11 protein-coding genes and 1 pseudogene are annotated in these 16,221 nt (G+C 36.8%); 7 read left to right on the top strand and 5 right to left on the bottom strand.

Going from position 1 to position 16,221, the window contains the following annotated elements:
• Window positions 1-107: 107 nt before the first annotated feature.
• From A6M55_RS09225 to gldN, 7 genes are all read left to right on the top strand, one after another.
• Window positions 108-1,262 carry a DUF4271 domain-containing protein gene (locus A6M55_RS09225; RefSeq protein WP_015028152.1) on the top strand — a complete coding sequence of 385 codons (1,155 nt, stop codon included), beginning with the start codon at window positions 108-110 and terminating at the stop codon, window positions 1,260-1,262.
• Between the two features lie 72 nt (window positions 1,263-1,334).
• On the top strand, window positions 1,335-2,120 hold the full coding sequence (locus A6M55_RS09220) for a uroporphyrinogen-III synthase (RefSeq protein ID WP_015028151.1): 786 nt from the start codon (window positions 1,335-1,337) through the stop codon (window positions 2,118-2,120).
• Between the two features lie 192 nt (window positions 2,121-2,312).
• Complete coding sequence (locus tag A6M55_RS09215) at window positions 2,313-3,251, top strand: type IX secretion system membrane protein PorP/SprF (protein ID WP_015028150.1); 939 nt, start codon at window positions 2,313-2,315, stop codon at window positions 3,249-3,251.
• 341 nt (window positions 3,252-3,592) lie between these two features.
• The gene (locus tag A6M55_RS09210) at window positions 3,593-4,684 is read left to right on the top strand and encodes an SUMF1/EgtB/PvdO family nonheme iron enzyme (RefSeq protein WP_229235500.1); all 1,092 of its coding nucleotides are present in this window, start codon (window positions 3,593-3,595) and stop codon (window positions 4,682-4,684) included.
• A 156-nt stretch (window positions 4,685-4,840) separates the two neighbouring features.
• Window positions 4,841-5,656 carry a gliding motility protein GldL gene (gene gldL / locus A6M55_RS09205; protein ID WP_015028148.1) on the top strand — a complete coding sequence of 272 codons (816 nt, stop codon included), beginning with the start codon at window positions 4,841-4,843 and terminating at the stop codon, window positions 5,654-5,656.
• Between the two features lie 120 nt (window positions 5,657-5,776).
• Entirely contained in the window at window positions 5,777-7,360 is a 1,584-nt protein-coding gene (gene gldM, locus A6M55_RS09200; RefSeq protein WP_015028147.1) for a gliding motility protein GldM, read from the top strand.
• 21 nt (window positions 7,361-7,381) lie between these two features.
• Window positions 7,382-8,257: a gliding motility protein GldN gene (gene gldN, locus A6M55_RS09195; protein ID WP_015028146.1), complete on the top strand. Its 876-nt coding sequence runs from the start codon at window positions 7,382-7,384 to the stop codon at window positions 8,255-8,257.
• Window positions 8,258-8,377: 120 nt separating this feature from the next.
• Here gldN and A6M55_RS09190 read toward each other — a convergent pair whose 3' ends face one another.
• The 5 genes and pseudogenes from A6M55_RS09190 to A6M55_RS09170 form a co-directional block, all read right to left on the bottom strand.
• Window positions 8,378-9,256 carry an inositol oxygenase family protein gene (locus tag A6M55_RS09190; protein ID WP_041693911.1) on the bottom strand — a complete coding sequence of 293 codons (879 nt, stop codon included), beginning with the start codon at window positions 9,254-9,256 and terminating at the stop codon, window positions 8,378-8,380.
• Between the two features lie 216 nt (window positions 9,257-9,472).
• Complete coding sequence (locus A6M55_RS09185; protein ID WP_064197357.1) at window positions 9,473-11,155, bottom strand: RagB/SusD family nutrient uptake outer membrane protein; 1,683 nt, start codon at window positions 11,153-11,155, stop codon at window positions 9,473-9,475.
• A 106-nt stretch (window positions 11,156-11,261) separates the two neighbouring features.
• Window positions 11,262-14,279: a TonB-dependent receptor gene (locus A6M55_RS09180; RefSeq protein ID WP_015028143.1), complete on the bottom strand. Its 3,018-nt coding sequence runs from the start codon at window positions 14,277-14,279 to the stop codon at window positions 11,262-11,264.
• A gap of 434 nt (window positions 14,280-14,713) precedes the next feature.
• Entirely contained in the window at window positions 14,714-15,520 is an 807-nt protein-coding gene (locus A6M55_RS09175) for a 2-oxo acid dehydrogenase subunit E2 (RefSeq protein WP_064197356.1), read from the bottom strand.
• Between the two features lie 108 nt (window positions 15,521-15,628).
• A pseudogene (locus A6M55_RS09170) lies at window positions 15,629-16,221 on the bottom strand (acetylxylan esterase); the annotation flags it as partial.

Raw genomic sequence — 16,221 nt, 5'->3', positions numbered from 1 at the left:
AGCTAAAATCTTTGAATTCTGATACCTACAAATAAAAAACAAAAGGTCAGACTCACCAAGTCTGACCTTTTTTGTTTAATTTTGCGAAAAATTTTAAAAACAGGCCTTTGAAAAAGCTACTTTACATACTTTTGCTATTTGTTGCATCTAATACCTTTGCTACAACGGTTGGGCCTAATGACCAATACTTTTTGGTGCATGATTTTCATGATGATTGGCAAGTGTATAACGACCGCATGAAGGCATACATCCCTTATATTTCTGAGCAACACATCGGATATCCTTCACATACTGTATTTTGCGATATTCAAAATAATAGAGGCTATAATCTTTTAGTATATTCTCAAAAGGATGATAATTTCTTGTTTATCAATGGTTCGTTGCGTCAGAAAATTCCAGTTGGTAAATGGATTGTTTTGAGCGTAGATAGTCTTTATAGAGTATATGAGCAACCTACCATTTACGTAACCCTCTATGGCTCGAATAATATAGAAGATAAAAAGCTTTTATTAGGATATAAACGTTCGCTTAATCAAAAGCCTATTGTTTTAGCCGAATCGGGTATTACAGCCAAGCCTCGTACGCCAGCTCCCTACCGTAATTATATCATTCTTACATCAGTTTTTATTTTAATTGTATTTTCCTATTTATCAAATTCCTATATCAGAGCTTTTCAAAGGTATTTTAACCCCAAAGACCTTTTCAATACATTAGTTCGTGAGCAATCCTTTTTAATAAATAAACCACTTAACCGAACGAATGTATTATTTATCATACTTCTGAGTTTGATTATAGGTTTATTCTATATGCTCTTACAAAGTAAAGGGGTACAGGTATTTGGTGCGAGAGCTATTTTGCAAGAAGGTGATACCCTCGGAATTTTACTTTCAAATTATTTACGTATTTGCTTGATTGTATTTGTAGGTTTAGTTGTTAAATACTTTTTCATTGGCTTAATCGGGCAACTTTTTAATCTTGAAAAAGTTGTTGATTTGCATTATTTCAAGATTATCCAAGCATCAAGTTTATTCTATTCATCGTTGGTTATAGTTCTATTAGTGCTCTTTATGAACTATCTCCCACACAATTTCGACTGGCAAGTATATCTTTTCCCACCAGTAGTAGCATTTTATGTAATCAGATTTTTTATTCTATATTTTACCATAATTCGTAGTATTCCTATACAAAGTCTATATTTAATTTCTTACCTTTGTATCGTAGAAATATTGCCCGTTATTCTTGGCATTAGGTTTGCCACGTGATGCTCTCTTTTTTGAAGCATCATTAAAGATAAAAACCAAATAAAATTTTGTACTTGAAAACCCGCAATTTGGATGAGTGCAGTAACAGAGAAAATAGCTCAAGACCGTCTCCGTAAAGTGGAGAGTATATTGGTTACCCAACCGAGACCAACAGATGACAAGTCTCCGTATTTTGAGTTAGCCAAAAAGTTTAATTTAAAAGTGGATTTTCGCTCTTTCATAGAAATAAGAGGCCTAGACCACCGTGATTTTCGTCGACAAAAGATTGATATTTTAGCACACACTGCTGTAATTTTTACTAGTAGAAATGCTGTCGATAATTTCTTCCGTATTGCCAAAGAATTGCGTATCGAGATACCAATTGATATGAAGTATTTTTGTATTTCTGAACAAACGGCCAATTATCTACAAAAATACATTGTTATTAGAAAACGTAAAATATTTGTAGGTCAGAAAACAGCCGCTGATTTAGAGGCTCTAATTTTGAAGCATAAAAGCGAAAAGTTTTTATTCCCTTGCTCAAATATTCGTAGCAATGATATCCCAAATTTGATGAATCGTAATGATTTGCACTTAACTGAAGCAGTTATGTACGAAACAGTGCCTTCAGATTTATCAGATTTAACAGAGGTATTCTACGATATCATTTGTTTCTATAGCCCTTCGGGAATTACATCGTTGAATCATAACTTCCCAGACTGGAAGCAAAACAATACGCGTTTAGCAGCTTTTGGTCCAACAACAGCCAAGGCTATTCGTGAAGCTGGTTTTATTCTTGATATTGAAGCTCCATTGCCAAATGCTCCTTCAATGACAGGAGCTCTAGAACTTTACATAAAAAAAGCAAACAACATTTAATAAAAATAAGTTAATAGGCTAAACCACAAGTTTAGCCTATTTTTTTTCGTTATGGTATTATGAATTCAAATTATTAATTAAATTGCCAATAGAATAGAAAACATCAGTCAATCCTAAAGGCTTTACCGAATAAACTACTTCGTAGTTCGTCTATTGATTATTGTTTTCTGTAAACGACTATTTAGCCCATATATGAGAAAAATTTATTATATTATTTTGTTAGTAGTGTCGTTTGGAGCCAATGCTCAACAAGACGCTCAGTTTACGCATTATATATATAATCAGTTGTTTTTAAATCCTGCAACTGCTGGCTCTGAAAATGTTACTCGTTTTCAGGCAATTTATCGTACTCAGTATTTGGGTTATCAAAGTACCTTCGATGATGGTGGAGCCCCTGTCTCTCAAGTAATATCGGCAAATGTACCTTTAAAGATGATTAAAAGTGGGGTAGGACTTACTTTTGTTAATGACAAAATTGGAGCAAGTACCCAACGTGATTTTAAGCTATCTTATGCCTATCAAATGCCAATCGGGGGAAGCCAGCTAGGTATTGGTGTAAGTGGTGGTTTCTTTAATAGAGGAATTGATTATAGCCGTTTGCGTGCTCGCGATGAAGGTGACCCACTTTTAGCCACTGGTAGAGTAAGCCAATCAGCAGTTGATTTAGGAGCGGGTCTTTATCTAAACAATCCATCTTACACACTCGGGCTTTCAATGAATCATATCAACGAACCTAAGTTTGGATTGGGCACTGCTGCCAATAATACTTTGAAACGTAGTGCGTATCTAACAGGAAGTGTATTAATAGGAGTATCTTATACAGTTGATGTAAGCCCAATGTTTATCATTAAGTCTGATTTGAATAGCTTTTCGGCAGAGGCGGGTGCAATTGCTACATATGATGGCCGTTATTGGTTAGGAGCGAGTTATCGAACTGGCGATGCTGGGTCGGCATTGATAGGGGCAAATCTCATGGATGGGAGTTTACGAGTAGGTTATGCTATTGATGTAATTGTTGGTGGAAAAAATGCTAAGAGTGCTACCTCTCATGAGTTACTTTTAAGCTATTCTTTAGCTGCATTAAGGGCAGGTAAGAAATCAATTGTTCGTACGCCTAGATATCGCTATTAATGGTATTAGTTTAGAATACTTTGTGTAAAGTTGTTTTACTATGATTTACACTCATAAAGAGTAAAATTGCTATCAGCTTTATTCATTATTAATAGCATAAAAGTTTCAAGCACTTTTGTAAAAGTAAAGGAAATACCTAAGAATAGGTATTGAGAAAATTTTAAATATCTTTTTTGGCTTAATAATTGCTTAATGAGTTGATAGTTGTCGGAAAAACTTATTTTTTTTCATAACTTTGTAGGCTAATGCAATATTGATTTGAATAGTCACGTTTCTATATTGTCGAAATTATCAGTACCAAAAAATAGATAAATAACTTGTTTTCAGCTATGAACAAGAAAATGTTAAAGACCTTTTTGAAAAGTCTATTAGTGATTGCTCCAATCATTATTATGCAAGGATGTGGTTCGTCAGGAAAAAAGCCAAGTCTCTCAAGTCTCTTCGGTAAAAATGCTAAAAATGGCAAAACTGGGGGAAAAGATAATGGAATGGATGGTATCCGTGATGGAGAAATTATGGCAACTTCTCGTAAAGGCTATAAACAAACAGCTCCCAATGGAATGGTTTTGATTCCTTCGGGTTCATTAATGATGGGGCAAGCTGATGAAGATGTGATGTCATCAAGAATTTCAATGAATAAACGTGTTACGATTGTTCCATTTTACATGGATGATACTGAAATCACCAATCATGAATACCGTCAATTCGTTAATTCAATGATGACTGACTCAGTTTCAGTTTTAGGCGAAGAGTTTATCATGTCAACACTTTATCCTGATACTGCGGTGTGGAGTAAAGATTTTACTTATCATAATGGCGACCAAATGACAGAGTATTACTACTCATCACCGGCATTTGATACTTATCCAGTTGTAGGGGTTAGTTGGGATGCAGCAGTTTACTTCTGTAAGTGGCGTACAAAGCTCCTTAATGATAATCGTGCACAGAAAAACCTATTCAAATCTCCTAGATTTAGATTGCCTTCAGAAGCAGAGTGGGAGTGGGCGGCACGAGGTGGAAAAGAAGGTGCGAAGTATCCTTGGGGTAATCCTTACGTTGCCAATGGAAAAGGATGTTTCCTAGCAAACTTTAAACCATATAGAGGTAATTACCGAGCAGATGGGTATCCATATACAGCTCCATCAAATGCTTTCAATCCTAATGACTATGGTCTATTTAACATGGCAGGAAACGTAGCAGAATGGTGTCAGGATGCTTATGCGGAGTCATATATGCCTGTAACTTGGGATTTAAACCCAGTTTATAATGACGAGAATGAACCTCGAAAAATTATCAAAGGTGGTTCTTGGAAAGACGTAGCTTATTTCCTTGAGACTGGTACTCGAACTTATGAATTTCGAAATGAACGCCGCTCTTATATAGGTTTTCGTTGTGTAATGGACCGTCTGGGCAGTGTTCCAGGCAGAGAATAATAATAAAGAGAATTGCGAAGGGACAACTTGAGGTATTCGTTCTAATAAAGAATACATCACTTGTACCTTCGCATTTCTTTGTTAATTGAAATAATATTCAAACGTAAAAATAAATTCCCCTTTAAATTAAAGCTTAATTCTTAACTTTTTAAACACATGGCAGCAAATAACAACGGTACAAGTTTATTTTGGGACAAAGTTATTCCGTTTTTTTATGGAGCAGGAGCATCAGTAGTAATCTTAGGTGCATTAGGTAAAATTATGCACTATGACTGGGCCAATTTTATGCTTCCAATTGGTTTGGGTACTGAGGCCGCTATCTTCTTAATTTATGCATTCCAGTCGTTTTTACGCCCAAGTACAGAATATCAGTGGGAAAAAGTTTATCCAGAATTAGCTGAAGATTTTCAAGGCGAACTTCCAAAAAGAAGTGCAGCATCATCACAAGGAGCGGGTTTAACTGCAAAAATGGATGATATGTTGGCAAATGCTAAAATTACTCCTGATGTTTTTGATGGTTTGAAAACTGGTATTCAAAGCTTAACAAGCCAAGTTGCTAAGATGTCAGACCTAACTGATGCTACAGTTGCTACAAGCGATTATGCTAAAAATATTAAGACTGCTTCAGGTCAAGTAACAGCTATGAATGCAGCTTATGGAACAGCAGTTACAGCAATGAATAGCATGGCTGATGCAACCAAAGATGCTCAAGAGTATCGCTCACAATTTAGTAAAATCACTCAAAATATGGGTGCTTTGAATGCAGTTTATGAACTGGAATTACAAGATACTAATAAGCACTTGAAAGCAATGAATGCTTTCTACGGAAACCTTTCTACGGCCATGCAAGATATGTCTGAAGCATCGAAAGAGGCTCAACAGTTCAAAAATGAAATGGCTAAATTGACTAATAACCTTACTTCATTAAACAACGTTTACGGAAGTATGTTGTCGGCCATGAAAGGTAATTAATTAAGTTATGAATTATGAATTATGAGTTATTTTTTCAAAATACCCATTTTCAGAATTCTACATTTTTAATTCTTCATTCTCAAAAAAAAATATTTACTAACCGTATAATATATCAAATATATGGCAGGTGGAAAGGAATCACCACGTCAGAAGATGATCAACATGATGTATCTCGTTCTGACGGCAATGTTGGCACTACAAGTAAGTAATGCTCTCTTGCAAAAATTCCAACTATTAAATAATAGTTTGGAGAGAGCAAACAACGCAGCTAATACCAACAACGAAAAATCAGTAAAAGCAATTGAAAAAGAAATCAGAGAGAAGCCTGGTGGTGTTCAGTACGCCGATGTATTGCAAAAAGCTTTAGAAGTAAGAAAAATTACTTCTGAAATGGATAACTATATTAGTGGTTTGAAACAAGAAATCATTAATGCCGGTGGTGGTCTTGACGCTGAAACTGGTGGCGTAAAGAATCCATCAGAAGAAGAAAAAGTAGCTATCTTAATGGTAGGTGATGCGAAAAATGGTAAAGGTTATGAGTTGAAAAAGAAATTAAATGATTTCGCCGTTACTTTACAAAAATATGCTGCTCCAAACACTAAATTCCCAGAAATAGCTGTTGATGCCTCGCTTGACCCAGCTTTAGCAAAAACCGATGCAATTACTAAAAGTAAAGATTTTGCTGAGCTATACTTTGCTCAAACACCCGTACCCGCCGCTTTGGCAACATTAAGCCAAAAACAATCTGAAGTAAGACGTTTAGAAGGCGATGTTTTAGACTATTTAGCAAGCCAAGTAGGTATCAAAGAAATCAAATTTGATGAAATTTTTGCCGTTGTTATTCCAGATTCTCGTTCGGTAGTTGCTGGTCAGAAATATAAAGCTGAAGTAGCTATTGGAGCATATTCTAAATCAATTACCCCAAGAATCAGCATCAATGGTTCGGCTGTGCCAGTGAAAGATGGTAAAGGTCTTTATGAAATTACTGCCTCAGGTGGTGAATTTGATAAGAATGGTCAATTGAAACGCTCTTATAAGGCAACTGTTTCTTATCCAGCTCCAGATGGTTCAATGAAATCAGTAGAAAAAGAAGAAACTTATACTGTTTTGAAGCCTTCGGTTCAAATCGAAACGGCTACAATGCCAGCTTTATACTTTAAATGTGCCAACCGTTTGGCTACTTATTCTCCGGGCTTAGGTGCTCTTTACAGTCCTACATTTAGTGGTAGTGGTGCAGAGTTTATTCCTGGTGGAAACGGAAAAATTACTATTGTTCCAAATTCAGCTAAAGTAACAATGGACGTAGTAAACAATGGAATTACTTTACAAACTTTCCCTTTCCCTGTTCGTCGTGTTCCTAAACCTACCATAAAAGTACGTGGAATCGATGAAAGAAAAGGTGCTTCTGCATCAGGTTTAAGAACATTAACTATTGATGCCATCGCAGATGAGTCGTTTAAAGCAACCAACCCAGAAGATGCACAATTTAGAGTTGCTGAGTTTGAAGTTAACTTAGCTCGTGGTCCAAGAAGGGTAGGAAATAGCACATATAGTGGAACTGCAAATATTTCTAACCTTGCACAACAAGCACAAGCTGGCGACCGTTATGTAATTGTAGTTAAGCGTGTAGAACGTAAGAATTTCAAAGGTGAAATTGAGTCAGTTGATGTGGGTGAAGTTATCTTCAACATCCCACTGAATTAAAAATAAAACATTGTCAGAATTATGAAGAAATTACAAGGCATGGCTTTTGGTCTCTCATTGATTATCAGCCAGTTTGCAGTAGCTCAAGAAAAGTCAAATAATTATTTGAATCCTCTATCTCTACGCCCTATACATGAAGAAAATGTCATGTTTAAGACAACTCTATGGCGTAGAATTGACCTAAAAGAAAAGCAAAATCAACCACTTTTTTCGAAAGGTAGTGAAATTACAAGACATTTGATTGATGCAGTAAAGGCTGGTTTAATTGAAGCCTATGATAATGATTCATTAACAACAAGACTGACGTTAGAGCAATTCAATGAGCGTTTATTGATAAAAGCAGAAGGTGGTGGTCTATCAGAAGAAGAAAAAGCTGCTGGGTTCTCATCAGGCGGTGATGATGGTTGGGGAGGAGATAGCGGTGGTGCTGCTAAACCTTCCACTGCTGGGGCTGCACCTGCTGCCGCAGATCCTGGTGCTGGTGTAGAAATTTTTGCAAATCAATTATCTATCTTAGAATTAAAAGAAGATTGGATTTTTGATAAGCAACGTTCTCGTCAGTATTTCGATATTCAAACATTGAAATTAATCATTCCAGCTGACCAAACAACCTTAGGTTTTGACCGTCCTGTTTGTGTGTTTAAGTATAAAGAACTTGAGCGTTATTTCCGTAGTAATCCAAAGTGTATTTGGTATAATGCTACTAATGGAGCTGCACACAAAAATTTAGCTGATGCTTTTGAATTGCGTTTATTTCACGGTAAAATTGTTAAAAAAGCAAATGCATTGGATAATTTCTTAGACGATATTTATAAATCTCCACGTGAAGGTATGCTGAAATCAGAACAATTAGAGTACGAATTGATGGAATTCGAGCATAATTTGTGGGAATATTAATAAAGAGATAATAGCAAACGAAGCCCCTGATTTTCAGGGGCTTCGTTTGTTATGCACGAATCAGAATCATAATAAAAAAGGGAAGCTAATGGGCCTCCCTTTTCCGTTCTTAATTTATGATTAGAATCTAATTTTGCTTGGTAAATACTTAGCAACTAAGTCTTCGTAGTATGGGCGAAGAGCTTCAGCATCTGGTGGAACTGGTACTTTTGAGTACAGGTCGTAAGGATTAAATTTCTCTACCCATTGGAACATCTTTTGGTCATGTGCCGATAAAAGGTGGTCGTATGCTCCTTCACGGTGTTGAGCGTAGAAAGAGTGATAACGAATTGGATAAAGAGCTTCTTCTGGTAAGTAATTCTTCATGATTTGGTATAAATACTCATCATGCCCCCAAGACATCTTTACGTTGTCAAGACCGCAATTTGGTGTGTATATACCATATTTCGTATTAAAACGTTCATCTTTCGAGTCTGGATTTGCATCAAAGAACTCTGGGTAAACGATTTTATCTGAATGTTTACATCCTACTGGGAAAGTATCGCCCACAACAGCCCATTGTGGCTCGCCGAATAAGCAAAGTACTTTACCTAAATCATGTAAAAAGCCCATCAAAACAAACCAATCTGGGTGGCCATCAGCTCTGATTGCTTCAGAAGTTTGAAGTAAGTGCTGAAATTGGTCGAGGCTTGTATCTGGGTCAGAATCATCAACTAAAGTATTCAAGAAATCAACTGCTTCCCAAATTGACATTTCTCTTTTATCAAACTTTAAAAATTCCTTTTCTTTCTCAACTACAAAATCGTAGGTTTGATAAGTATGGTTTAAGCGATAAAACTCTCTAACAGTATTTACACGCTCAGAATCAACGTAATTACGATATTCTTCTTTTGTTTTCTTTGTTTCTGCATTTTTAGGCTCAGGGTATCTTACGAGTAAGTCGTCCTCCCACTCCTCGATACTTGCCAAAGGTGAAATTTCTTTTTCTGTAAAGTTCATTTTCTGATATGATTTTGAATTATCGAATGCACTAAGAGTTGAAATTGTTTGTAAGTAGGCAACTGTACTTATACTATCAAACAATTCTCATGCAATAAAGTAATAAAATTTATAACTTTTTAAATAAAATTTACGCAAACGTTTGAAATCGTTTCTATAAAAAAGTAGAGACGCTTTTGCGTAGCGTCTCTACTGAATATCAATGAGATACAAGGTTTAGTATCCTTGATTTTGTTTCAAATAACCCGGTAAGTTAGAAGCCCCATCAATGGCTGTTTGCGGAATCGGGAAGATACGTTTGAGTTTATCTGCATTGGTTTTTTCTGTCCAAGTTCCCTCGTATTTACCAAAGCGAATCATATCCGTACGGCGAAGCATTTCCCAGTAAAATTCAAAACCACGCTCTTTAAATAAAATATCTAAAGACATTGAAGTGAGTGCAGGGGCTGGCTTTGTACGTGCTGCTCTAACAATATTTACATCGGCAAGGGCACTTGCGGCGTCGTTGCTTTTACGAAGTTTTGCTTCTGCACGCATCATGTAAATATCAGCTAAACGGACGATTACGATATCAGCATCTCCGAAATTACGCCCACTTACTGATTTTCTACTAAATTCATATTTCAAAACACGGTATCCTGAGCTGTAATCACTTCCAGCAGTTGAATAATCAACTTTTTCGGTAAAGTTTACAGGTGTGGTAGGGCGGTTACGAGTATCGTTGAAAAGTTTACCAACTTTAAATTTACCATCTGGACATTTTAAAAACACCCCATTTTTTCTAATTAAACCATATTGTTGGCCTCTTAAAATACCACGATTCATGTTGAAATTTACATCAGTTACGCACGAATCTGCTGGATTTGAATACATAGAAATATTCTGACGGTAGAAGCGAGGGTCAACTTCAGAAGGGTCTTTTGGTGAGTATTGATCTACCCAAGTACGATAGAAATCTGGTGTAATTGCTGGACCATCAGTTCCGTTGGCATTTGGATACGCAGGTAATGGGAATTGGTCTCCCGAAAGAGAGAAATAGGCCATACGGTTATGACCGTTCAATTCGGCTCTTTGGTCAACTGCAAAAATTAATTCGGGGTTTGTATGATTATCTGAATTGAAGATTGAGAAATAATCAGCAGCTAATTTATATTGGCCAGAGTTGATGATTTTATCACAATACTCAATTACTTTATCCATCTCATCAGCTTTAAAATTGGCTGTTCCGTAAACATCACGATAAACCGCTGCGTTTAGGTAAAGTCTAGCCAATAAGCCCCAAACTGCACCTTTGGAAAGACGTCCCGGACCTACGTTTGCGTCTAAGTCTGGTTCTACTGCCAAAAACTCATTTTTGACATATTGGAAGGCCTCTTCTCCACGTAAGATTTTAGAGGTTTCACCAATATCTTCTTTCACAAATACTAATCCGAATAAATCGAGTGTAAGCATCGAATAATACGCACGCATTCCACGAGCTTCGGCTAAATAAACTTTAGCATTGGCATCTTTCAAAGTAGGCAATGTATTGATTGCTGTAATAGCACGTGACATACCTTGTAGAATGAAATTCCAAGTATTACGCAAATTTGGGTCTGTACTTTGGTAAGTATGTTGGTGCATAGCAATGTAAATACCATTATCACCCCAGTCTGTACCACCACGATAAGGTAAAATGGCTTCATCAGTTGAGATTTCTTGGATAGCAAAATAGTTGGTATGCAAGAAAATATCTGGAAGACGTGCATAAACTGGAGCAATGATACCATCGGCTGCTTGCTTATCGGTAAGTTTAGCTGCAGAAAGGGTTTCATCTAAAACCTCTTCTTTGAGGTCGGTGCAGCCTTCTAGAACAGCAAAGCTACACAGGGCTAATAAAGCATATATTTTCTTTCTCATTGGAGTATTTTTAGGCTATTAGCTGTTAATGTTTGGCTTTTAGTTTTTGTTAAAACTCATTTTGTTTTAAACTAAAAGCTAATAACTAAATGCTAAGAGCAATTTTTTAGAATGAAACATTTAGACCAAAAATGATTGATTTTGCTTTCGGATAGCTCAAATAATCTATACCATAAGAAGAAATACCGTTGATTGTACGGTCTGTATTTACTTCTGGGTCATAGCCATTGTATTTGGTTATCACAAAAAGATTTTGTCCTGTAACTGAAAGGCGTAATGTAGGTATATACTTGTCAATTCCTAAAGCTTTTGTATTAAAGCTATATCCTAAAGCCAAGTTATTAAGGCGTAAGAATGCACCATCTTTCAAGAAACGTGTTGATACAGGAGCGGCATTATTAGTCGATTCGTTAGTGTATTGAACAGCTTCTGGCGTAGTATTGATACCTTTCGACAAACGAAGTTTATAGAAATTGGCATTGGCGGTGTTATCATAGATTTTATTACCACGAACACCGTTGAAGTTTACAACTAAATCGAAACCTTTGTAGCCAATATTTCCAAAGAAGTTGTATTGCATAGTTGGTAAAGCACTTCCTGCAGCAATACGGTCTTTGTCAGTTACGAGGCCATCGCCATCAACATCACGGTAGGTACTTAAACCTTTATCATCAAATCCTGTGAAATCTTTTAAGAAAAATGTACCAATTGGTTCGCCGTTGATATAACCATTGATTGTTGCTGATGTAAGACCAGAACCAGAAGCACTTCCAGATGGAATAACTGAGTATGGAGAATTGGTTACTTTATTTCTGATGAAAGTAGTATTTCCACCGATTCCGTAGCTGATTCCGCTCGCAGTTTTCTGACGATAAGCTAATTCGATTTCTAAACCTTTGTTGGTAATATTCATGTCCTTCACATTCGTCCAGAAAGTACCAGCTGGTTGAACTGGGTCAGAAGGAATTACTTCTAGAAGGATATCGCTTGAAACTTTATTGAAATAGTCAACAGCACCCGTTAAAGCACCATTTAAGAAACCGAAATCGAGACCAACGTTAGTCTGAGTAGAAACTTCCCACTGAATATTCGGATTAGCCAAACGGCTATAAGTTGTTCCTGCTGGATAAACAGCTGTGTTATCGAGCGGGTAGCTTGTAGAAGCTGAAACTGTAGAAGTAAACAAGGCCTGAGTGATTTTCGATGGAATCTCTTGATTACCTGTTTGTCCCCAGCCTAAACGAAGTTTCAAATTACTAACTGGTAAGCCTTTCATGAAAGCTTCTTCTGAAATTCTCCAACCTGCGGCAAAAGATGGGAAGACACCATATTTATTATTATTACCAAATTTCGATGAACCATCGGCACGAACAGTAGCTGTAAGCAAATACTTGTCTTTATAGCTATAGTTTAATCTTGAGAAAAACGACTGTAATTCGTTTTTAAGGGCATAGCCTGAAGGTTTGTTATTTGCTAACGTAAGCTCTTGTCCTAACCCTGGGTTATAAATAGGGTCAATATCTGAAATTGGGAATTTATTGATACTTGATGAACGACCTTGCAAGAAAATTCTTTGGTAAGAATGACCCGCCAATGCCGAGAAAGAATGATTATTGAATTGTTTTGAATATGTAAGATAATTTTCGATGAGACTATTATTATTGGTTATATAGATTGTCTCTAAACGACCATCTTGAAGCGGAACCGCGTTTGGCATTGATACTAAATCACGTACAGAATTTGAATTGTCGATACCGTAGTTTAGGCGATAAGTCAAGTCTTTAGTGATTTTGAGCGATGGCGAGATATTACCAATCAAACGATTTGTTTTTGTGAGGTCTTTTTCCAGTTTCAAACTTACAAGTGGGTTTACTAAGTTTGGATAAACCGCAGGGTTACCGTTGGCATCGAGTGCTGGGTAAGTTGGATTTACCGAAATAGCATTTCCAATCATACTACCGATTGGAGGACGCATGTTTTTAGTAAACGTGGCATTAAGGTTTACGTCAACACTTAGGCGGTCTTCCCAGAATTTTTGATTTACATTGATACGACCAGTGTAGCGGTCTAAATCGTTGTTTTTCAAGATACCTTCTTGCTTTTGAGCTCCAAATGAGGCATAATAAGTAAGTTTATTCGAACCACCAGCCAAAGTAAGGTTATGGTTTTGTGTGTAGGCGGTGCGAGTGATTTCTTTTTGCCAATCGGTATTACCTTTCAAGTCTTCCAAAACTCCACCCACGCTTGGTACAGCATTACGGTATTCGTCTGCTGTATAAACAGGTAAAGCACGAGCAATTTCTGAAATACCTAAAGTAGCTGAATAGTTCATTGATGAAGTACCTGCTTTACCTTTTTTAGTGGTAATCAAAACAACGCCGTTAGCTCCACGAGCACCATAGATGGCAGTAGCTGAAGCATCTTTCAATACATCAATTGTTTCAATATCTTGTGGGTTCAAAAATGTAAGTGGGTTCATCGCTCCACCCGTACCTGAATTATCTAATGCTAATCCATCAACTACAAATAGAGGTGTACTACCTGTACGTACGCCACCAGGACCTCTGATTGAAATATTTTGAGCAGAACCTGGCTCACCACTGGCTGAAGTTACGTTTACACCTGCTACTTTACCTTGTAGGAGCTGCTCAGGTGAGTTGATGATACCTTTATTAAAATCCTCGCTTCTTACTGATTTTACGGCACCGGTTACATCAGTTTTCTTAACTGTACCATAACCTACTACTACAACTTCGCTAAGAGTCTTGGTATCAGCTTGTAAACTTACATTGATTTGCGTTTGGCCTCCAACAGTAATTTCTTGAGGAGTATAACCTACGTAGCTAAACACAAGCACAGTTTTGCTGTCGGTTACAGCTATCGAATAATCGCCATTCACATCTGTAATAGCACCCTTAGTGCTACCTTTGGCAGAGATACTTACGCCCGGAAGACCACTTCCTGTTTCGGCATCAGTTACTTTGCCTTTTACGGTAATGTCAAGGGTTTTGGGAATGCCATTGGCAAAACCTACATTGACCCCTAAAAAAGTAAGCAATAGTAAAAAAACAGACAGCTTTGTGCGTAAACAAAACAACCTGTATAAGGGTAGTTTTTGATTCATGTTGTAGATAAATTTGCTTTAATTGAGTGTAAATTGAAGGTTGGTTTTAAAAACAAATACAAAAATTGTATTTGAAAGACAGAACATCACATGCTTATTTGTCAGGTAATCATACAATTTGGTTAGAGAGGTTTTCAGATAAAAAGTTATTTTAGAGGTTAATATTTCCTTGTAAATTTGCTTAACGCCTGCAAAACTACGCTATCTTGATTAGGAGAACGTTATCGTAATGTTACGAAAATATTGTCTGAGTCGATAGTTTAGAGATGAGAGTTAAGGAAACTTGTTACTGCATTTTAGTAATAAAAAATAAGATATTTCTCATATATTTTACGCAAACGTTTGAAATTGTTATGCAAACGTTTGAAATCGGAGGAGAAAAGAAGGAGATTTTCATAGTGATGAACGCATCACTATGAAAAATGTAGGTGCTTTTAAGAATCTATGGTTTCTAGCAATTCTGGATTATTAACAAACCTTTTTAACTGTTTAAACAAACGTCCACCGTGTGAAGCATCAATTACTCGGTGGTCGAGGGCTGCCCCAAGCATCAGAATACTACGAGGGACGATTTCGTCATTAACAACCCAAGGTTTTTTACTCACACCTCCTAAAATCAAAACAAAAGCAATATTGGCCGAAGGCATCAAGGCTGGATAACCAATATCTAAACCAATACTACCGATATTTGATAAAATAAACGAACCAAAATTATTGGCCGAAAGATCAAGAGGTGGAATAGAAATGCCCAGTGTGGTAGTGATATATCTGATTGTCTGATAAACCCAACCACGGAAAGGCCATGGAATAGCCGCCAGTTTTTCTTTCATTTGCATGGTGGCATTTTCATCTCCTTTATAGGTTTTATTGAGCTCGTTACGTAGTTTTTCAACCGAATTTGATAGTGTAATTTTATCGGCATCGTGTATTTTTACCGAACCCATTTCGCCGCTTTGTAGAAGTACACTTACTGTGGCATTGATTTCTTCATGTGAGTAAATATTCCCTCTTTTTACATAAGTGTTTAGTTCAGGAATTTCTTTAATGGCCCGAGCAGTAGCCACCATAAAGAAATGTGTGAGCGTAATCTTCACACCAGATTTACGCTTCTCAGCTATGTATTTTTCTAAATCTGTAATATCAATTTCAACCGAACCAAATATTTTTGAATCAACTGGTTTTTTATATATCGTCGAGGCAGTTTTTCGCCAAGAAGTATTCAAAGGGTTATTTTCTTTCATCTAATAGGTTTTGAGTATGCTATGGCAAAGATAGAGCATATCTTCTTATAATGCTATCGAAACAAATGAGGCACATCAATTTGAAGCGTGCCTCATTTTCTGTAACTTTTATTTCCTCTCTAAAAGTGCCATTACTTCGGCATCACCCATTACGGCATTTGTTGGAAGCGGGTGTTGTGCATCAAAAACTTGTAATTCGGTATGGGTCAAAACCTTATTGACACTTTCATCAACTATACCATTCAACATTACTTTTTGAATATCGAGTTTTAAATATTTAGCTAAAAATGGATAAACTGCTTGGCGTTTTGATGGGCCATAATCGTGTTTTTCGTTGGCGAGATGCACATTCTCTACCTTATCCGCTGCACCAAAATATGAATAAACATTTTTGATGAATGGATACTCCATGTCAGGGGTATTAACTGTCCAATCGCCACCATCCGACACTAAAAGCATAGGTTTTGGAGCAAAAGTAGCAGCAATTTCCACATTAGTTGTTTGAAAATTAGGGCGTTTATGAATAGGCATACCACTTTCGCATACACAACCCCCAAAGAAATAACCAGAAACCATGACCACAGGTACAGAAACCTTTATTCGGTCGTCAAGGGCAGAAAGAATAAAAGTTTGGTCCTCTTTTTTCGCCCGATTCGCCCGTCATACCAATACGTTTTTTATCTACATCGGGTAAGCCTAAC

It is taken from the genome of Emticicia sp. MM, from assembly GCF_001649495.1.
The sequence above is the reverse complement of the archived record's forward strand: the minus strand, read 5'-3'. Positions and strand labels throughout refer to the sequence as shown.

Bases quoted from the DNA above. Each gene is read 5' to 3' on its own strand.
- A6M55_RS09215 (WP_015028150.1), top strand. From the start codon at position 2,313: ATGAGAAAAATTTATTATATTATTTTGTTAGTAGTGTCGTTTGGAGCC.
- gldN (WP_015028146.1), top strand. From the start codon at position 7,382: ATGAAGAAATTACAAGGCATGGCTTTTGGTCTCTCATTGATTATCAGC.
- gldL (WP_015028148.1), top strand. From the start codon at position 4,841: ATGGCAGCAAATAACAACGGTACAAGTTTATTTTGGGACAAAGTTATT.
- A6M55_RS09185 (WP_064197357.1), bottom strand. From the start codon at position 11,155: ATGAGAAAGAAAATATATGCTTTATTAGCCCTGTGTAGCTTTGCTGTT.
- gldM (WP_015028147.1), top strand. From the start codon at position 5,777: ATGGCAGGTGGAAAGGAATCACCACGTCAGAAGATGATCAACATGATG.
- A6M55_RS09175 (WP_064197356.1), bottom strand. From the start codon at position 15,520: ATGAAAGAAAATAACCCTTTGAATACTTCTTGGCGAAAAACTGCCTCG.
- A6M55_RS09190 (WP_041693911.1), bottom strand. From the start codon at position 9,256: ATGAACTTTACAGAAAAAGAAATTTCACCTTTGGCAAGTATCGAGGAG.
- A6M55_RS09210 (WP_229235500.1), top strand. From the start codon at position 3,593: ATGTTAAAGACCTTTTTGAAAAGTCTATTAGTGATTGCTCCAATCATT.
- A6M55_RS09180 (WP_015028143.1), bottom strand. From the start codon at position 14,279: ATGAATCAAAAACTACCCTTATACAGGTTGTTTTGTTTACGCACAAAG.
- A6M55_RS09220 (WP_015028151.1), top strand. From the start codon at position 1,335: ATGAGTGCAGTAACAGAGAAAATAGCTCAAGACCGTCTCCGTAAAGTG.